Annotated in this window: 16 protein-coding genes; 8 read left to right on the top strand and 8 right to left on the bottom strand. The window is 52.0% G+C overall.

The features are described 5' to 3' along the window. Positions 1 to 64: 64 nt before the first annotated feature. A complete protein-coding gene (nadE, locus tag V2154_RS10195; RefSeq protein ID WP_353502139.1) occupies positions 65 to 895 on the bottom strand; it encodes an NAD(+) synthase in 831 nt (276 codons plus the stop codon). A 505-nt stretch (positions 896 to 1,400) separates the two neighbouring features. Between nadE and V2154_RS10190 the strand changes: the two genes are divergently transcribed. Together V2154_RS10190 and lpxO are read left to right on the top strand one after the other, a co-directional pair. Beyond that, a complete protein-coding gene (locus V2154_RS10190) occupies positions 1,401 to 2,165 on the top strand; it encodes a DUF481 domain-containing protein (protein WP_353502138.1) in 765 nt (254 codons plus the stop codon). Between the two features lie 321 nt (positions 2,166 to 2,486). Next, positions 2,487 to 3,392, top strand: a complete 906-nt coding sequence (lpxO, locus tag V2154_RS10185) for a lipid A hydroxylase LpxO (protein ID WP_353502137.1) — start codon at positions 2,487 to 2,489, stop codon at positions 3,390 to 3,392. 93 nt (positions 3,393 to 3,485) lie between these two features. On the opposite strand, the gene V2154_RS10180 is transcribed toward lpxO, so the two are convergent. After that, positions 3,486 to 4,760, bottom strand: coding sequence for a YeaH/YhbH family protein (locus V2154_RS10180; protein WP_353502136.1), 1,275 nt, complete (start codon positions 4,758 to 4,760; stop codon positions 3,486 to 3,488). 34 nt (positions 4,761 to 4,794) lie between these two features. Next, the gene (gene yeaG, locus V2154_RS10175; protein ID WP_353502135.1) at positions 4,795 to 6,729 is read right to left on the bottom strand and encodes a protein kinase YeaG; all 1,935 of its coding nucleotides are present in this window, start codon (positions 6,727 to 6,729) and stop codon (positions 4,795 to 4,797) included. A gap of 533 nt (positions 6,730 to 7,262) precedes the next feature. Here yeaG and V2154_RS10170 point away from each other — a divergent pair. Beyond that, entirely contained in the window at positions 7,263 to 8,012 is a 750-nt protein-coding gene (locus V2154_RS10170) for a MipA/OmpV family protein (protein WP_353502134.1), read from the top strand. Between the two features lie 93 nt (positions 8,013 to 8,105). Here the strand turns inward: V2154_RS10170 and V2154_RS10165 are convergent, their stop codons facing one another. Further along, positions 8,106 to 8,972: a D-hexose-6-phosphate mutarotase gene (locus V2154_RS10165; RefSeq protein ID WP_353502133.1), complete on the bottom strand. Its 867-nt coding sequence runs from the start codon at positions 8,970 to 8,972 to the stop codon at positions 8,106 to 8,108. Between the two features lie 76 nt (positions 8,973 to 9,048). After that, entirely contained in the window at positions 9,049 to 10,044 is a 996-nt protein-coding gene (gene gapA / locus V2154_RS10160; protein WP_154147643.1) for a glyceraldehyde-3-phosphate dehydrogenase, read from the bottom strand. A 348-nt stretch (positions 10,045 to 10,392) separates the two neighbouring features. Between gapA and msrB the strand changes: the two genes are divergently transcribed. Together msrB and V2154_RS10150 are read left to right on the top strand one after the other, a co-directional pair. Then, complete coding sequence (gene msrB / locus V2154_RS10155; RefSeq protein WP_353502132.1) at positions 10,393 to 10,806, top strand: peptide-methionine (R)-S-oxide reductase MsrB; 414 nt, start codon at positions 10,393 to 10,395, stop codon at positions 10,804 to 10,806. A 108-nt stretch (positions 10,807 to 10,914) separates the two neighbouring features. Further along, positions 10,915 to 11,187: a YeaC family protein gene (locus tag V2154_RS10150; RefSeq protein WP_353502131.1), complete on the top strand. Its 273-nt coding sequence runs from the start codon at positions 10,915 to 10,917 to the stop codon at positions 11,185 to 11,187. A 70-nt stretch (positions 11,188 to 11,257) separates the two neighbouring features. Here the strand turns inward: V2154_RS10150 and pncA are convergent, their stop codons facing one another. The 3 genes from pncA to sppA all read right to left on the bottom strand — a co-directional run bounded on the left by pncA (position 11,258) and on the right by sppA (position 14,924). Further along, entirely contained in the window at positions 11,258 to 11,884 is a 627-nt protein-coding gene (gene pncA / locus V2154_RS10145) for a bifunctional nicotinamidase/pyrazinamidase (RefSeq protein ID WP_353502130.1), read from the bottom strand. Positions 11,885 to 11,896: 12 nt separating this feature from the next. Then, positions 11,897 to 12,907, bottom strand: a complete 1,011-nt coding sequence (gene ansA / locus V2154_RS10140; RefSeq protein ID WP_353502129.1) for an asparaginase — start codon at positions 12,905 to 12,907, stop codon at positions 11,897 to 11,899. A gap of 160 nt (positions 12,908 to 13,067) precedes the next feature. Continuing rightward, positions 13,068 to 14,924 (bottom strand): signal peptide peptidase SppA, encoded by a 1,857-nt coding sequence (gene sppA, locus V2154_RS10135; RefSeq protein WP_353502128.1) that lies wholly within the window; start codon positions 14,922 to 14,924, stop codon positions 13,068 to 13,070. A 201-nt stretch (positions 14,925 to 15,125) separates the two neighbouring features. Between sppA and V2154_RS10130 the strand changes: the two genes are divergently transcribed. From V2154_RS10130 to V2154_RS10120, 3 genes are all read left to right on the top strand, one after another. Beyond that, the gene (locus V2154_RS10130) at positions 15,126 to 15,677 is read left to right on the top strand and encodes an NAD(P)H nitroreductase (protein ID WP_353502127.1); all 552 of its coding nucleotides are present in this window, start codon (positions 15,126 to 15,128) and stop codon (positions 15,675 to 15,677) included. 261 nt (positions 15,678 to 15,938) lie between these two features. After that, positions 15,939 to 17,906, top strand: coding sequence for a DNA topoisomerase III (locus V2154_RS10125; RefSeq protein WP_353502126.1), 1,968 nt, complete (start codon positions 15,939 to 15,941; stop codon positions 17,904 to 17,906). Beyond that, complete coding sequence (locus V2154_RS10120; RefSeq protein WP_353502125.1) at positions 17,896 to 18,201, top strand: DUF1496 domain-containing protein; 306 nt, start codon at positions 17,896 to 17,898, stop codon at positions 18,199 to 18,201. Before V2154_RS10125 ends, V2154_RS10120 begins: the two co-directional genes overlap by 11 nt. Positions 18,202 to 18,263: the final 62 nt, after the last annotated feature.

Below are 18,263 nucleotides of genomic sequence, written 5' to 3'. Positions count from 1 at the left end.
CACTGCTGGATAAAAAAACGGACACCCTGGGGTGCCCGTCAGAGGGTTGGTCGTAATAGAAGTCTTATTTCTTTTTCCAGAAATCATCAAACACGGTAACCGGCGGCTGGCGTTTATGCTCGGTGCGCAGATACCAGCCCTCGATGGTTGATGCGGCTTTCTGGTCAATGGTTTTGCCTTCCAGATAGTCGTCAATCAGCTCATAGGTGACGCCCAGCGCGACTTCGTCCGGCAGCGAAGGGCGGTTCTCTTCCAAATCGGCGGTCGGGGCTTTGGTATAAAGATGCTCTGGGCAGCCGAGGTGCTTGAGCAGGGCTTTGCCCTGACGCTTGTTCAGGCGGAAGATAGGGTTGATGTCAGTGCCGCCGTCGCCGTACTTGGTGAAGAAGCCGGTCACGGCCTCTGCCGCGTGGTCGGTGCCGACCACCACGCCTTTTTTCATCCCGGCGATGCTGTATTGCGCCTTCATACGTTCACGCGCCTTCTCATTCCCTTTGATGAAATCGCTTAATTCGATACCGATTTCGCGCAGAGTCGCTTCGCTGGCTAATACCGCATTTTTGATATTTACCGTCAATACCTGATCGGGTTTGATAAAGTCGATGGCGTCAATGCAGTCTGATTCATCGGCCTGCACGCCATAAGGCAGACGCACGGCGATGAACTGATAGCTCTCATCTGAGGTTTCCGCACGTAATTCACTAATTGCCGTTTGGCAAAGTTTACCGGTAAGAGTAGAATCCTGCCCGCCGCTGATGCCCAGTACCAAAGATTTAATAAAGGGATGGGCCAGCAAATAACTTTTTAGAAAATCGACGCTGGTGCGAACTTCTTGTGCCGCGTCTATTTGCGGTTTGACGTGCAAAGCCTGAATGATTTCTTGTTGTAAAGCCATGACCACTCCTCCTGAAGGCAGCCGTCGAGGAACTCGCGGCGCAATAAGATATTTTCAACAGGTCTAAAGCTAACTCGCCTCGTTCAAAAGGACAAGATAGCGCATCCGGTTCGGCCGAAATCTGTGCAGTCTTGGGGTGGAAAACGTTGAGCGCCCAAAATGGGAAACGGGTTAAAACAATTTTCAAGGGCGCAAGCTCAGAATATGGAAACAAATTGTAATGATTACGTTTGGTTCTATTTCAGGAAATATTTGTCACTCGGAACACTCTAAAAAGTCCGGTTAAAAAAGGATATTAGCCACTATGTGCTGTATATTCGTTGCGGGTTTAACCAGTATGTATCAGTTCGTGCGTTATTGAAGGGAATTGCCAGGTTTGCTTAAAGGACCTAAATGAACGGCAAAATTATTTCGATATGCAGTTATCTCAATGTGTAGGGGATCCAGAGTTAAATCATCTTGGGCCACCTTGTACTATTTGCCTTAAGTCGATTGGGGAAGCAAAATGTTTTTTCGGGTTGTTCGTCGTTTACCAGCTTGCGCGGTAGTTTGCGGAGCTGCGCTGTTCAGTATTTCAAGTTTGGCAGACACCACTATTTTCACCGCGCTGGACGATCCTGCTACGGCGAAAAAGCCGTTTGAAGGCAATATTCAGGCGGGTTATACCGCGCAAACCGGTAACACCACTAACTCATCTCTGAGCGCTGACACCACCATGACGTGGTTCAACACCAATACTGCTAACAGTATCTGGGGTTCAGCACGCAACACTTCTTCTTCCGGTGTGCGTTCATCCGAGAAATATCAGGCTGGCGCGCGTAGCCGCTACAACCTGGATGACAATAATTATGTGTTCGGTCAGGGCAGCTGGCTGAGTGACCGCTATAACGGCTATCGCGCGCGCGATGTCGGTGCAGTCGGTTACGGTCGTCAGATCTGGAGTGGTCCGGTACACACGCTGAACCTGGAAGCCGGTCCGGGTGTTCGTCACGATGAGTTCGAGCAGGGCGGTAACTCGACTCGTGCTTTGGCTTACGCATCTGGCGCTTACAGCTACAAAATCAGCGACACGGCTAAATTTACCCAAGGCCTGTCTGTCTTAGCGAACGACGAAACCACCTATAACTCAGAGACGGCGTTGACGGTTGCTATCAACAATCATTTTTCTCTGAAACTGGCTTACGACGTGACTTACAACACCAAACCACCAGCCAGTGCGCCGGATAAAACCGACACTGTGACCTCAATCAATTTGGTTTACGGTTTATAAGTTCGCTATTAATAAGCTACCCCAGTTTATTAAGTCGTTAATAGTTTGAGTTTTAAAAGCCAGCGGAGCAATCGGCTGGCTTTTTTATTACCTGCAATCAGGCTAACTGCCAATAATAGCCGCAAAATACCCATGTAATAACTAGGCTTATTTGATTGCGAGTGCGGCTTATCTCAGAAAACAACAGCTGGTTTAATTACTGTTTAAACTCATTAGGAACTGTACTTAAAAGGCACAAATAGCATAAAATTGTAACTACAAATTTAGAATAAATCTGATTTATAATATGGTCATATTTATAATTCGTAGAGGATGGACCCTATGACGGCCATTATTATTCTTACCATTTTTGTGATTAGCTTTATTTATGCGCATTCGCGCGGCAAGGTTAAACAGAAGTTTTCGCGCCAACTACTCGATCACTCGACTTTTATGGGGCCGGTAAATATGTTTATGACCGGCTTTTCTGCACTGCCATCGAAACCTTATTTCCCGGCGGAAGATTTCCCGGAATTACAGCGTTTAACCGATAACTGGCAAACTATTCGTGATGAGGCCGTGCGCCTGCAAGACCATATTAAAGCAGCACAGACCAATAACGACGCAGGCTTTAATACTTTCTTTAAACGCGGCTGGAAACGCTTCTATTTGAAGTGGTACGGCGACAGCCATCCGTCGGCGGAAAACCTCTGCCCGAAGACGGTGGAACTGTTAAACAGCATTCCTTCTGTTAAAGCCGCGATGTTCGCCGAGTTGCCGTCGGGCAGCTATTTGGGTAAACACCGTGACCCCTATGCCGGTTCCGTGCGTTATCACCTTGGCCTGATGACGCCAAATGATGACCGCTGCTTTATCGAGGTGGACGGCATCAAGCACAGCTGGCGCGACGGCCAACCGGTGATTTTCGATGAAACCTTTGTTCACTGGGCGGAAAACAAGACTGACGAAACGCGCATTATTCTTTTCTGCGACGTAGAGCGCAAAATGAAGTGGCCGTGGGCGCAGCGCGTTAACCATTGGGTTGGCAGCACGCTGATGTCAGCCGCCAGTTCGCCTAACGATGAGCAGGACCGCACCGGTTTTATTAATAAGATATTCAAGTATGTCTATGCATTGCGTAACGGCGGGCAGGCCTTAAAAGCGCGTAGCCGTAAAACCTATTATTCGTTGAAATGGTTGGTGATGATTGGCATTTTGGCCGCTATTATTCTGCCAAGTATCAGTTAAGTCATTATATTTTTTAACGGTTAGGCGAAATAGAAAACGGCCAGTTAAATCAATTAACTGGCCGTTTTATTAGGCAGCTTAAGTATAACGCGCTTAATTTTCTTGAACTTGCTTATGGAACAGCTCGCGGAATACCGGGTAAATATCCTCCGGCTCGCGAATATGTTGCATGGCGAAATTACCAAACTTCTGCTGCAATACTTCATATTCGCGCCACAGCGTTTGATGAGCCCGCCGGGTTATCTCGATATAACTATAATAACGCACCATAGGTAGCAGCTTCTGTGCCAATATTTGGTGGCACAGCGGTGAGTCATCGGCCCAGTTATCGCCGTCAGACGCCTGCGCTGCGTAAATATTCCACGCCGCCGGGTCGTAACGCTCCTGAATAACTTCGTCCATTAACTTCAACGCGCTGGATACAATAGTCCCGCCAGTCTCCTGCGAGTAGAAAAACTCCTGTTCATCCACTTCTTTGGCCTGAGTATGGTGGCGGATATAGACTACATCGACGTTTTTATAGGTTCTGCTCAGGAACAGATAGAGCAGAATATAGAAACGCTTGGCCATATCTTTGGTCGCCTGATCCATGGAGCCGGAGACGTCCATCAAGCAGAACATCACCGCCTGGCTGGAAGGCTCAGGGCGCCGCTCGTAGTTCTTGTAGCGTAAATCAAAGGTATCGATGAACGGCGTTCTGGCGATTTTCTGCCGTAGCTCCGCAATCTCCTTGCGCAGCCGTTCTTCTTCTAACAGTTGCGCGGGCTCGCTGTTTTCGACTTCCGTCAGCGTGGACTCCAGCTCGCGCAACTCCCGTTTTTTCCCTGCGGTCATCGCCGTGCGGCGGGCGAGGGAGTTCTGCAAAGAGCGAACAACACTGATATTGGCCGGGACACCGTTTGAGGTAAAACCCGCGCGGTGCGTTTTGTACTCGGTCATCTGCCGGAACTGGTTTTTCTGCAAATTCGGCAGGGCTAAGTCTTCGAACAACAGGTCAAGATACTCGTCTTTCGAAATCTGGAAGGAGAACTCATCCTGGCCTTCACCGTCCTTGCTGGCGTCACCTTGGCCGCTGCCGCCGCCACCGCCCCCTTGCGGTCGTTCGATGCGGTCATTCTGCACAAAGTGATCGTTGCCGGGGTGAACGCGGTGGCGCAAGCCGCCGCGACCCTGATGAAACATAGGCTCGTTGATATCTTCATTGGGGATCGAAACGGACTCCCCGCTGTTTACGTCGGTAACCGAACGCTTGTTGATGGCCTCGGCAATCGACTGTTTGATTTGCGACTTATAGCGGCGTAAAAAGCGCTGGCGGTTAACCGCGCTTTTATTCTTGCCATTCAGTCGACGGTCAATAAAGTACGTCATATTTCCCCCAAACGACGTTGCCAACGATCCTCTGTTACGAAGATTTTCTCACGCGCAGATACCATTCACACAACAGGCGAACCTGCTTGCGTGTATATCCTTTCTCCATCATTCGGTCGACAAAGTCATCGTGTTTTTTCTGTTCATCGGTCGACGTTTTGGCATTGAATGAGATAACCGGCAGTAATTCCTCAGTATTCGAGAACATTTTTTTCTCGATAACCGTGCGCAGTTTCTCGTAGCTGGTCCAGTTCGGATTACGGCCGCTGTTCTGTGCTCTGGCGCGCAACACGAAGTTGACTATCTCGTTACGGAAGTCTTTCGGGTTACTGATCCCGGCTGGTTTTTCGATTTTCTCCAGTTCGGCATTCAGTGACTCGCGGTCAAACAGTTGGCCGGTATCCGGGTCGCGATACTCCTGATCTTGGATCCAGAAGTCGGCATAGGTGACATAACGGTCGAAAATGTTCTGTCCGTATTCCGAGTAGGACTCAAGGTAAGCCGTCTGTATCTCTTTGCCGATAAACTCAGCGTATTTCGGGATCAGGTAGCCTTTCAGGTGCTCAAGGTATTTCTCGGCCACGTCCTGCGGGAACTGCTCGCGCTCAATCTGCTGCTCAAGGACATAGAACAGGTGGACAGGGTTAGCGGCGACTTCCGCGTGGTCGAAGTTAAAGACGCGCGACAGGATTTTAAACGCAAAGCGTGTCGACAGGCCGTTCATCCCTTCATCCACACCGGCGTAGTCACGGTATTCCTGATAAGACTTGGCTTTCGGGTCGGTATCTTTCAGGCTTTCACCATCATAGACGCGCATTTTCGAGTAACTGCTCGAGTTTTCAGGCACTTTCAGGCGAGACAGAATCGAGAAGCGCGCCAGCGTTTCCAGCGTTCCCGGCGCGCAAGGGGCGTGCACCAGCTCACTGTTGCTCAACAGCTTGTCGTAAATCTTGATCTCTTCGGATACCCGTAGGCAATAAGGTACTTTGACAATATAAACGCGGTCGAGGAACGCCTCATTGTTCTTATTGTTGCGGAATGTCACCCATTCTGACTCGTTGGAGTGAGCCAAAATGATGCCGTTGAACGGCAGGGCGGAGATGCCTTCGGTGCCGTTATAGTTACCTTCCTGCGTGGCAGTCAGTAACGGGTGCAGCACTTTGATTGGCGCTTTGAACATCTCTACGAATTCCATCACACCCTGGTTAGCGCGGCACAAAGCACCGGAATAGCCATAGGCGTCGGGGTCGTTTTGCGCGTGGTTTTCCAGCTTACGGATGTCCACTTTACCCACCAGCGCGGAGATGTCCTGGTTGTTCTCATCGCCAGGTTCAGTTTTGGCGATAGCAATTTGTTCGAGAATGGATGGCCAGACTTTGACCACTCTGAATTTGGTGATATCACCGCCGAATTCGTGCAGGCGTTTGGCGGCCCACGGCGACATGATGGTGCCGAGATAGCGAGTCGGGATGTTGTATTCTTTTTCAAGAATGGTCGCATCTTCTTGCGGATTGAACAGGCACAGCGGGTGATCATTCACCGGGCTGCGCTCGCCGTTGGCACTCAGAACGTAGATAGGCACGCGCTGCATCAGCGCTTTCAGCCGTTCTGCGAGGGAGGATTTACCACCCCCCACCGGGCCTAATAAATAGAGGATTTGTTTCTTTTCTTCCAAACCTTGAGCGGCATGTTTTAGGTAGGAAACGATCTGTTCGATAGCTTCTTCCATACCGTAAAACTCTTCGAACGCGGGGTAACGAGCAACAACCCGGTTGGAGAATAAACGCGACAGGCGTGGTTCTAGCGCGGTGTCTACCATCACTGGTTCACCGATCGCCATCAACAGGCGTTCCGCGGCATTGACGTAAGCACTTTTGTCTTGCTTCGCAATGGTAAGGAATTCCTGAAGTGTGAACTCTTCGTCCTTGGCAGCTTCATAACGCTGGCGATAATGGTCAAATATGTTCATACGTTGCCCGTCCTTCGTTAATTTATCCGCGGCAATTGAAACCGAGACTTCAATGACGTTGGATATAGCACAGGTTAATGAGAGCGTTGGAAATCAAAAACAGCTCCCGGAAAAAAGCTCTCCATCTCAGTGCAGCAACCCTTATGCCAACTTGCAGAAACCCATTTTTCACACGAACAGATTTAAATTATTGCGACTGCCGTGAACCAGCGGGTCGGGAAGTGCCTCAGATGAAGTCTTTCATCTATAAATAAGCGTAGTTTGGCATTACAAAAATTTCCTCTCCTCAGATCCCATTTTTTAAGACATATCAATGACTCACTTCAGGGCATTCTACTTTGAAGCCTTGTAGGACGTGGGCTGCGCGGGTAATGCCTCGCGTTTAGTCATTTTTATTTCATACTTTGCATATAAATTATGCGATCGCCTTGGTTTTTCTGCGTAAGTTATTCACGACAACTGTAAATGCTAAGCGAAGCGATTATTCTTCGCTTACACTACTGGCGGTTTTTAAATTAAGGGAATTAATAACAATGAAAATTTCGCATTTCAAAACATTGTCCATCGCAACCGCAGCCGTCCTGTTTAGCCACGCCGCTGCGGCGGGGACATGGTCGCTGGGTGCATCAGCATTAGTCGACGTAAATCCGTATAAAGGGTATGACACTAAAGTTCTCCCAGTTCCGATCATCAGTTATGAAGGCGATGATTTTTATTTCCACACGCTGACTGCCGGTTATTACCTGTGGAAAGACGATCAGAACAAATTCAGCCTGACCGCGACTTACATTCCGTTCGGCTTTAAGCCTGACGATTCTGATGATTCCCAGATGAAGCGTTTAGATAAACGCCGTGGGACATTGATGGCGGGTCTGGCTTATTCACATATCGAAGACTGGGGTACTATCCGTACCACCTTCAACGGCGACGTGCTGGATAACAGTGATGGCATGGTGGCTGATCTGGCTTACCTCTACACCTTCCACCAGGACAATTGGGCGCTGGTACCGGGTATTGGTGTGCAGTGGAGCAGCAGTAACGAAAACCAATACTACTACGGTATTAACAGCAACGAATCACGCCGTAGCGGCCTGAGCAGCTACTCGCCGGATGACAGCTTCAGCCCGTATTTGGAGTTGTCTGCCAAATATAACTTCAACAAAGACTGGCAGGCCTTCTTCATGGGCCGTTACATCCGTCTGGATAGCGAAGTTAAAGATAGCCCGATGGTGGATAAATCTTACTCCGGGATGTTGTGGACTGGCGTGACTTACAGCTTCTAAAAACAGACACGCCCCAAAATGGGGCGTAGTTTGCTACAAAATGGGGCGATTCGCCCCATTTGCACATCTGCAGTGCGACAAAAAGTCAGGGCACTATTTTTTACTAATAGTTACAGCCAGTTTGGCTGGTTTAGACGCGGTGCTCTTCTGCGCCTGCGTGACGCAGCCGGTTTCCACACACACCATGGTCTTGTAGCTGTCATCCGCCATATCTTTCATGCTGGTGGACAATTCCACACCCGGGTTCCAGGCAATCACGTCGCTATTGTGGTGATGTTCTACCACCAGCGTGCGGTTGAATGCTGAATCCACGATCAGGCTGGTGGCCTCTGGCTGGGTGAAGATGCGGTCAACCTGGCCGTTGAAGGTCAAATCGCCTTGCATCTCAGATTCTTTCCCGCCATTCACTTTGTCAATGAAAGGCTGGCCGAGGCCGGTCACTTTTACTTTGTCGATGTCGCCAATGTTGAAGTAGGCGTGCAGGGCGCTGGTGGTTTCAAAATCACCGGTGGACTCCAGCTCAATGTGACAGGTCTCGCCGAGGGTAAATTTGGCGGTCAGCTGGAACTCGTGTGGCCAGAGTTCGCGGGTTTCTGCGCTGTCTTTCAACGTCAGAGCCAGCTCGACGCCTTGCTCATTTTCAATATGAGAAGTCAGTTCCCACGCCAAATTGCGCGCAAAGCCGTGCGAAGGTTTACCCGCCGGGCCGAACCAAGGCCAGCAGATTGGCACGCCGCCGCGAATAGCCACGCCAGGCTTGAACGCGGTTTCTTTGCTCAGCCAGATAATAGGTTCTTCGCCTTCAGGCTGCCACGCCACCAAATGAGCACCTTGTAAGGTGATGGCTGCGCGTAATTTAGGATGGGTGATAACCAGAACCGGTAATTCATCAATCTGACGCTGGCTGATTGCCGGCGTGATTTGTTTTAAGACGGGTAGAGTAAAGAGTTTTGCGGTCATGAGTTGAATCCTTGATCGGCAGAAAGCAAAAGGGCGACTTAGCGTCGCCCTTCAATCATTTCTTCACATCAGCCAATTATTTGGAGATATGAGAAATCAGGTCCAGAACTTTGTTTGAGTAGCCAGTTTCGTTATCGTACCAAGAAACCAGTTTCACAAAGTTGTCGTTCAGAGCGATACCTGCTTTAGCATCGAATACTGAAGTCAGTTTTTCGCCGTTGAAATCGGTAGAAACCACTTCATCTTCGGTGTAGCCCAGAACGCCTTTCAGCTCGCCTTCAGCAGCGGCTTTGATCGCTTCACAAATTTCTTTGTAAGAAGCTGGTTTTTCCAGACGTGCAGTCAGGTCAACAACAGAAACGTTGGTGGTTGGAACGCGGAACGCCATACCAGTCAGTTTGCCGTTCAGAGCAGGGATAACTTTACCTACAGCTTTAGCTGCACCGGTAGAAGAAGGGATGATGTTCTGAGATGCGCCGCGGCCGCCGCGCCAGTCTTTGTGAGACGGGCCATCAACGGTTTTCTGAGTAGCGGTAGTTGCGTGAACAGTGGTCATCAGCGCTTCAACGATACCGAACTTGTCGTTGATAACTTTAGCCAGTGGTGCCAGGCAGTTAGTAGTACAAGAAGCGTTAGAAACGATTTCCTGACCTGCGTATTCTTTATGGTTAACGCCCATAACGAACATTGGGGTGTCATCTTTAGATGGACCAGTCAGAACAACTTTCTTAGCGCCAGCTGCGATGTGTTTACGTGCAGTTTCGTCGGTCAGGAACAGACCGGTTGCTTCAGCAACAACGTCAACGTTAACTTCGTTCCATTTCAGGTTAGCTGGATCACGCTCAGCAGTAACACGGATGGTTTTGCCATTTACAACCAGATGACCGTCTTTAACTTCAACGGTACCGTCGAAACGGCCGTGGGTTGAGTCGTACTTCAGCATGTATGCCATGTAGTCAGCGTCTAACAGATCGTTGATTGCTACGATCTCGATGTCAGAACGTTCTTGAGCAGCACGAAAAACAATGCGACCGATACGGCCAAAACCGTTGATACCTACTTTGATAGTCATATATTCCACCAGCTATTATTTAGTGAATAAAAGGTTGGTTGTAAAATTACAAAAACCTTCCTAAGCGTCAAGCGGAATCGTGTCAATACTTGCTGTAAGTCAAAGCTGAGACTCACTTTTGCTCGGATATTGCACATTCCGTTTTCTAATCGGCTAGAAAAGACATGGGGGCCATTTCGCCGAATATAAAGTGCATCGAGTACAAATATGTGATCTGTATCACATTGCCCTTTGGCCCAACGCCGATGGCATACAGTTTAAGCCAAAACGTGCAGACTCGTTGTTAATTTATTGTTATAATAAGCTGTTATTTTAGTTGATTTTCCTATCTGGCAGAGAATGACAACCATGGCCAATGAATCCAAAGATCCATCTTCTTCAGTACAACTCACTGAAATCCAGCATTATGTGACGCAAGAGCGCGGTACCGAACGCCCGTATACCGGTAAATTACTGCACAATAAACGTGATGGGATCTATCACTGTCTGGTGTGCAATTCGCCGCTTTTCTACTCCGATACCAAATATGACTCCGGCTGCGGCTGGCCGAGTTTCTATCAGCCAGTGACCCACGACGCAATCACGTATCTGACTGATAATTCTCACAATATGGAAAGGGTGGAAATCCGCTGCTCCAACTGTGACGCCCATTTGGGGCACGTTTTCCCAGACGGCCCAGAGCCAACCGGTGACCGTTACTGTGTAAACTCGGCCTCGATGAGCTTTATCGATGGTGAAAACGGCGACAAAACAGCGGGCTAAATGGTGGGATAAACACCTGCTAAAGTTGGGGTGTAATTTAAACGACAAAATCGATTCAGCCATTATTCACCACCCGATGAATAATTAGCCAAGACGAGAGAGCGGTTGATGGAAATTAATGATTTGGTCGGCGTGATGACGCCGGAGATTTACCAGCGACTGGCGCAAGCCGTGGAATTGGGGAAGTGGCCGGACGGCGTGAAGCTGACGCCGGAGCAGAAAGAGAACAGTCTGCAAATGGTGATGCTCTATCAGGCCCGCCACAACACCAATGCCCAGCACATGAGCATTGGCACTGACGGCCAAATCGTCACCAAGAGCAAGCAGGAGCTGAAGCAGCAGTTTGCTCAGGAAGCCTTAATCCGCATCAAACCGGAATAAGCGCGCAGCACTATGAGCAATAAGAAAAGGGCGCTAATGCGCCCTTTGTCATATCTGGTGGTCAGAGGTATTAGCTCAGATCAGCGAGGGTAGTAAGCTCAGCCCCGGCCTGCTGCATCTCATCAATCGCCTGCTGGCTGTCCTGCGGGTTAAGATTCACCCCTCGGCAGCCTTCGACCAGCAACTCAACCTTATACCCCAGCTCTAGCGCGTCCAGCACGGTAAACTTGACGCAGTAATCCGTCGCTAGTCCCATGACAATCAGGCGTTGCACCTGCTTTTCTTGCAACCATTGGTGTAATCCGGTGGCGGCGCGATGAGCATTATCGAAAAACGCGCTATAGCTATCGATAGCGACGTTTTGACCTTTGCGCACCACGTGATCGAATTGCTGGCTATCAAGCTGCGGGTGGAATTCCGCGCCGCGCTGGCCCTGGACGCAGTGTACCGGCCACCACACCTGCGGCAGGCCGTCGAGTTCGCCCAGCGTCCACGGCTCTTCATTGGCGTTTACGGCAAAGCTGCCGTGGGCCTGCGGGTGCCAGTCCTGCGACGCCACCACGGCAATGCCCTGTGACTTACAGGTCTCAATAGCCTGATTCGCCACGCTAATCGTGGCATCGCCTTCCTGCACCGCCAGCGCGCCGCCGGGGCAGAAATCATTTTGCAGGTCGATCAACAATAATGCGGATTTCATCGGGCGCTCCTGTTATTCGGTCAGTTCACCGCGCAGGTTTTGCTGCATCAAGACACGGATTTCCTCAGCCGACAGCGGCTGGCTCAGCAAGTAATGCAGTTTGGTTAGCGTGGCTTCCACGGTCATATCAAAGCCGCTGATCACGCCGGAGTGCGCCAGCGCGTTGCCGGTGGCATAGCCACCCATATCCACACGGCCGGAGATACACTGGGTGAGGTTAACCACCACGATGCCGCGCTCGGAGGCGTCTTTCAGCACTTTCAGCAGGTCGCCTTTCTGCGGCGCATTGCCCACGCCGTAGGAGCGCAGGATCAAGGCCTTAACCGGCTGCATCAGGAAGTTTTCTACCACTTCGGCAGAGATCCCCGGATAAATCGTCACCACGCCAATCGGCTGTGGTGTGATGTCATGCACCTTCAGCGGGCCAGTGGCGGGCGGGATAGAAGGCGTAGACAGACGGCGAATGTGGATCCCGGCCTCCAGCAGCGGCGCAAGATTTGGCGACGCAAAGGCGTCGAAGCCGTCGGCATGGGCCTTGGTGCTGCGGTTGCCGCGATAGAGGCGATTGTTGAAGAACAGCGAGACTTCGTTCACCGGATGGTTCGCCGCAATATAGAGCGAATTCAGCAGGTTAATTTGCCCGTCAGAGCGCAGAGCCTCCAGCGGGATTTGTGACCCTGTCACAATGACCGGCTTGCCGAGGTTCTCCAGCATAAAGGAGAGCGCCGAGGCGGTGAACGCCATGGTATCCGTGCCGTGCAGGATAACAAACCCGTCGTACTCATCGTAATGGGCCAGAATATCGTCGGCGATGTGCTGCCAGTCTTCCGGCGTCATGTCGGAGGAGTCCATCAGCGGTGCGTATTCTTGAATAGTGAACTCAGGCATCTCCGGGCGGTGGAACTCAGGCATCAGCGCCAGCTGGCGCTGCAGGTGGCCGGAGACCGGGATATAGCCGTTTTCAGAGCGTTGCATACCGATGGTACCGCCGGTGTAGGCGACATAAATTGATTTTTTGGTCATGACTGGATTCTTTGTTTTTTAGAAAGATTGCTTTCGGAATATAGAGCTTTTCAGAAATACAAACTGCGATGGCTGGAAGTATAAGGGCAACAAGGTGTTTGTCTCAAAAATAAAAAAGCCCGGCGGTTAAGCACGGGCTTTTGGCAGGGCGAGGTGAAACTTATTTCACGTCGCCGCAGGTCAGGCACAGCGCGTAGCGGTTTTGCGGATCGTTCATGTTATTGAACAAATCAGCCTGAGATTTCAACTCCAGCGCCATTTTGGTCACCGGCGCAGGCAGGTAAGCCTGAACCGCCGCTGGCAGCATGGCGTGCGCCGAGGCGCTCACCTGTGAAAACACCAGATCGGTGAAGCTTGGCTCGTTGACGTACCAGTTCAGCTGCCATTTTGGCAGTTTCGCCAGCTCGGCGGCTTTCTTCACGGCGTCATCGAAATCACCCAGTTGGTCCACCAGACCGTCATTTTTGGCATCAGAACCAATCCAGACGTGGCCTTGGGCAATCTGGTCGATCTGCTCAGGGGTTTTATTACGCGCTTTTGCCACTAAACCGATGAAGGTTTTGTAGCCGTTCTCGATGTTCAACTGCATCATCTGCGAGAACTCCGGCGGCAGGGCTTTGGTCGCGGCAACGTCGGCCAGCGGCGATGTCGCCACGCCGTCGGTATGCACGCCAAAGTTGTCGAGGGTATTTTGGTAGGTGTTAATTACCCCGAAAATACCGATCGAGCCGGTCAGCGTGCTTGGGCTGGCAATAATGTAGTTCGCTGGCGTTGAGATCCAGTAGCCTCCCGATGCCGCCATGCCACCCATGGAAACCACTACAGGTTTGCCCGCCGCGCGCGCTGCTGCCAGTTCAGAGCGGATCACTTCAGAGGCGCTGACGCTGCCGCCCGGGCTGTTTACGCGGAACACGATAGCTTTGATTTTTGGATCAAGGCGCGCATCGCGAATTTGCTGGGCGGTGGTGTCGCCACCCACTGCACCGGCTTGCTCTTCACCGTCGTTAATTGCGCCGTTAGCGAAGATAACCGCGATTTGCGGATCGTTATTATCCGGCTTCGACTTGGTGGAGTAGTCGTAGATGCTGGTGTAGTTAAAGTCTTTGGCCTGCTTGTTCCAGCCAAAGGCTTTCACCATGTCGTTATCCGCTTCATTGCGCGAAGCCAGAGTATCAACCAGCTTAGCTTTCAGCGCGTATTGCGCCATATCGCCGCCGGTCTGCTGCATACCGGCCAGAACGCCAGCCGCGCCAGGGAACAGCTGCTCAGGGGTGATTTGGCGGTTAGCCGACACGGTATTGAGGTAGTTGTTCCACAGTGCGCCAATCCAACGGCTGTCGGCTTCACGCGCGGCAGGGGACATGTCATCGCGAATCAACGGCTCAACCGCCGACTTGTAGGTCCCCACGCGGAAGATATTGGTGGTGACCTTCAGTTTGTCGAGCAGTGACTTGTAATAGAGGTTATTGGTGGCGAAACCGTGTAAATCCACCGCGCCCTGTGGCGACAGGTAGATCTTGTTGGCATAACTCGCCAGATAGTATTGCGACTGGTCATAGCTATCATTGATGGCGTAAATCGGCTTGCCGCTGTCGCGGAATTCGCGCAGGGCTTTACCGATGTAGTTCAGCGACGTTTGGTCAGTGCCGGTGAAATCACTCAGTTGCAGCACCATGCCGGTGATGTTTTTGTCATCTTTGGCCTGACGAATGGTGTCGACCAAATCAAACAGTGAGTTTTCCTGTAGGCGGTTGCTGGAAGTACCCAGCAGCTCGCGTCCCCACTGGCGAACCTTGTTGTTCACCGACGGCTTATCCACCACGGTTCCGCTTAAATCAACCAGCAGGGCACCCTTAGTGGTGGTATCCGCAGGTTTGGATTGGAATGAGAAATAGACTCCGACACACAGCAAAATGAGCAGGATGAGGAATACGTTGAGGATGAACTCTCTGACGAAATTAAGAAGACGCCAGGTCCACTTAAAAAAACCGGCGATTATTCGCCACAATGTGCGCATGGTCTCTCCAACAAGACGGGAAAAGTATCGCTATCCTAATGACCCGCCGGAGAAATGTCAGCTTTAAATCATGTCAGAATTTGGCAAAGGGGCAGTAATCACGCGGTGCTATGACGAAATCTGTGGTTAGCAAAAGGCTGACTGCTTATGTTAACGTTAGGTAAATGCCTATCATTATCAAAAGCGCTTAGGGAGATTTAAATGGACGCTCTAGACTTATTGTTGAATCGCCGTTCGGCTTCACGCTTGGCGGCTCCAGCCCCGGCGGGCGAGGCACTGCAAAACATCATTAATGCGGGTATGCGCGCCCCTGACCACGGAGCCTTGCAGCCGTGGAAGTTTGTTATCGCCGAAAACGACGGCCTGACGCGCTTTAGCGAACTGCTGCGCGCCGCCGCCATCAAAGACGGTGCCGATGAGAAGGCGATTGAAAAGGCTACTCAGGCACCGCTGCGTGCGCCGCAAATCATCACCATTATCGCCAACTGCAAAGAGAGCGCCAAAGTGCCAGAGTGGGAGCAGGTGGTTTCTGCCGGCTGTGCGGTGCAGGCGATGCAAATGGCCGCGCTGGCTCAGGGCTTTAACGGCATCTGGCGCACCGGCGCGTGGACCGATCACCCAGACGTTCGCGCCGCGTTCAAATGTGGACCAACCGACAAAATCGTCGGCTTCCTCTACCTTGGCACGCCGCAGCTGAAGTCCAGTACTCAGGTGATCCCGGCCGACAGCAGCGCTTTCGTCTCTTATCTGTAATGAGCTTCAGTGGCAGATAAACCGCCATTCGCTGCTCTGAAATTCGCCGGTTTAGCGGGCATTATTCCGATAAACCGGTATTTCGCTGACTTTGTGAGCGACCATTCTACTCTCGACCCCTTCGTGACTTACCAATTCCTCCGCCAACGGCTAACATAGTCCTACCTGCACCCCCAACGATGCTGTGAACAAAGGATGGACGATGAGACTCAGGGCGATAAAAACGGTTTTACCCAATCCGACAGTTAAGGATGCTGCCTGATGCGTTTATTTATTGCCGAAAAGCCCAGCCTGGCTCGCGCTATCGCTGACGTTTTGCCAAAACCTCATCGTCGCGGCGACGGTTTTATCGCCTGCGGCAACGATCAGGTCGTTACCTGGTGCGTCGGCCACTTGTTGGAACAGGCGCAGCCCGATGCCTACGACAGCCGCTATGCGCGCTGGAACCTCAACGACTTGCCGATTATCCCCGAAAAATGGCAGCTTCAGCCGCGCTCTTCGGTCGCTAAGCAGCTGAATGTCATTAAAAAACTGCTGTTGGAAGCCACTCAGGTTATCCACGCGGGTGACCCGGATCGTGAAGGGCAACTGCTGGTGGACGAGGTGCTGGACTACCTCGAACTGACGCCGGAAAAACGCCAAAGCGTGCAACGCTGCCTGATTAACGACCTCAACCCACAGGCCGTCGAACGCGCCGTTGAGCGCCTGCGCGATAATCGCGACTTTATTCCGCTCTGCGTCTCGGCTTTGGCGCGCTCCCGCGCCGACTGGCTTTACGGCATCAATATGACCCGCGCCTATACCATTTTGGGGCGCAACGCGGGCTATAACGGCGTGCTCTCCGTCGGACGGGTGCAGACGCCGGTACTCGGGCTGGTGGTTCGCCGCGACGAAGAGATTGAGAACTTCGTTCCCAAAGATTATTTCGAAGTCAAAGCCCACATCGTGACGCCGCTGGATGAGCGTTTTGTGGCGCTGTGGCAGCCGAGCGAGTCCTGCGAGCCTTATCAGGATGAAGAGGGCCGCCTGCTGCACCGCCCGCTGGCCGACCACGTGGTGGCGCGAATTGCGGGCCAGCCCGCACTGGTCACCGGGTACAACGATAAGCGCGAAAACGACACCGCGCCGCTGCCATTTTCTCTTTCCTCATTACAGATTGAGGGTTCGAAAGCCTTTGGTCTCAGCGCCCAGCAAATCCTCGATATTTGCCAGCGGCTGTACGAAACGCACAAATTGATTACGTATCCGCGCTCGGATAGCCGATACCTGCCTGAAGAGCATTTTGCCGGACGACACGCGGTACTCAACGCCATCAGTATCCACCAACCCGATTTACTGCCGCAGCCGGTGGTAGATGTCGACAAACGCAATCGCTGCTGGGATGACAAAAAGGTCGATGCTCACCACGCGATTATTCCGACGGCGCGCAGCAGCAAGGTGAATCTCACCGACGACGAGCAGAAAATCTATAATTTGGTGGCGCGGCAATACTTGATGCAGTTCTGCCCGGACGCCGTATTCCGCAAATGCGTGATTGATTTGGATATCGCCGGCGGCAAGTTCATTGCCAAGGCGCGTTTTCTGGCCGAAGCGGGCTGGCGCACCCTGTTGGGCAGCAAAGAGCGTGATGAAGAGAACGAGGGCACGCCGCTGCCAGTGGTCGCCAAGGGCGATGAGCTATTGTGCGAACGGGGTGAAGTGGTCGAGCGGCAAACCCAGCCGCCACGGCCTTTTACCGACGCCACGCTGCTCTCGGCCATGACCGGGATCGCCCGTTTCGTGCAGGACAAGGCATTGAAGAAAATCCTGCGCGCTACCGACGGCTTGGGCACTGAAGCCACCCGCGCGGGGATTATCGAGCTGCTGTTCCGCCGCGAGTTTCTCTACAAGAAGGGGCGCTATATTCACTCTAGCGACACTGGCCGGGCGCTGATCCACTCGCTGCCGGACATCGCCGGACGCCCGGATATGACCGCCGACTGGGAGTCGACGCTGACTCGCATCAGTGAGAAAAATTGCCGCTACCAGGACTTTATGCAACCTCTGGTGGCGACCTTACAGAACCTGATTATTCAGGCGAAAACCACAAGGGTATCCTCGGCGTTTCGCAGTATTCCGTCCAAACCGGCGGGAACGGGCAAGGCGGCGACAGGTGCCAAAGGCGCGAAGAGCGCCCCTAAACGCCGTAAGGCACCGCCAAAAGGTAAGGAAGCGACCCATGATGAATAAACTGATAATGGCCGTGTTGGGCAGTTCGCTGCTGCTGGCCGCGCCCGCGATGGCCAATCGTCCTGGCATCGGCAATGGTGCAGATATCGTGGTACCCCTGCCGCCGCAGGTGTGGGAGAACAGCGCCAATGCCAATCAAAACAGCGCGCCGACCTGTCATAACTGCTGCATTTACAATAACAAAAGCTACACCGAAGGGGCGGTGGTAACAGCAGACAGCATTGTATTGCAGTGCGTGCGCGACCCGCAGGTGGTGGGCACTAACGATTTGAAATGGGAACGGATGAAGAAGTAACGCCAGCCGTTCTGCAAGTGATCAGTGAATAGCAAAAGGGCGCCGAGAGGGCGCCCTGAGTC

This window comes from Ewingella sp. CoE-038-23, assembly GCF_040419245.1.
Lineage (GTDB): Bacteria > Pseudomonadota > Gammaproteobacteria > Enterobacterales > Enterobacteriaceae > Ewingella > Ewingella allii.
Note: the sequence above shows the minus strand (reverse complement) of the source record. Positions and strands in the feature narration are given on the sequence as shown.

Excerpts from the sequence above, each read along its gene's own strand:
- msrB (WP_353502132.1), top strand. The coding sequence starts at position 10,393 with ATGGCCAATGAATCCAAAGATCCATCTTCTTCAGTACAACTCACTGAA.
- yeaG (WP_353502135.1), bottom strand. The coding sequence starts at position 6,729 with ATGAACATATTTGACCATTATCGCCAGCGTTATGAAGCTGCCAAGGAC.
- V2154_RS10170 (WP_353502134.1), top strand. The coding sequence starts at position 7,263 with ATGAAAATTTCGCATTTCAAAACATTGTCCATCGCAACCGCAGCCGTC.
- V2154_RS10150 (WP_353502131.1), top strand. The coding sequence starts at position 10,915 with ATGGAAATTAATGATTTGGTCGGCGTGATGACGCCGGAGATTTACCAG.
- V2154_RS10120 (WP_353502125.1), top strand. The coding sequence starts at position 17,896 with ATGATGAATAAACTGATAATGGCCGTGTTGGGCAGTTCGCTGCTGCTG.
- nadE (WP_353502139.1), bottom strand. The coding sequence starts at position 895 with ATGGCTTTACAACAAGAAATCATTCAGGCTTTGCACGTCAAACCGCAA.
- lpxO (WP_353502137.1), top strand. The coding sequence starts at position 2,487 with ATGACGGCCATTATTATTCTTACCATTTTTGTGATTAGCTTTATTTAT.
- V2154_RS10180 (WP_353502136.1), bottom strand. The coding sequence starts at position 4,760 with ATGACGTACTTTATTGACCGTCGACTGAATGGCAAGAATAAAAGCGCG.
- gapA (WP_154147643.1), bottom strand. The coding sequence starts at position 10,044 with ATGACTATCAAAGTAGGTATCAACGGTTTTGGCCGTATCGGTCGCATT.
- sppA (WP_353502128.1), bottom strand. The coding sequence starts at position 14,924 with ATGCGCACATTGTGGCGAATAATCGCCGGTTTTTTTAAGTGGACCTGG.
- V2154_RS10190 (WP_353502138.1), top strand. The coding sequence starts at position 1,401 with ATGTTTTTTCGGGTTGTTCGTCGTTTACCAGCTTGCGCGGTAGTTTGC.
- V2154_RS10125 (WP_353502126.1), top strand. The coding sequence starts at position 15,939 with ATGCGTTTATTTATTGCCGAAAAGCCCAGCCTGGCTCGCGCTATCGCT.
- V2154_RS10130 (WP_353502127.1), top strand. The coding sequence starts at position 15,126 with ATGGACGCTCTAGACTTATTGTTGAATCGCCGTTCGGCTTCACGCTTG.
- pncA (WP_353502130.1), bottom strand. The coding sequence starts at position 11,884 with ATGAAATCCGCATTATTGTTGATCGACCTGCAAAATGATTTCTGCCCC.
- ansA (WP_353502129.1), bottom strand. The coding sequence starts at position 12,907 with ATGACCAAAAAATCAATTTATGTCGCCTACACCGGCGGTACCATCGGT.
- V2154_RS10165 (WP_353502133.1), bottom strand. The coding sequence starts at position 8,972 with ATGACCGCAAAACTCTTTACTCTACCCGTCTTAAAACAAATCACGCCG.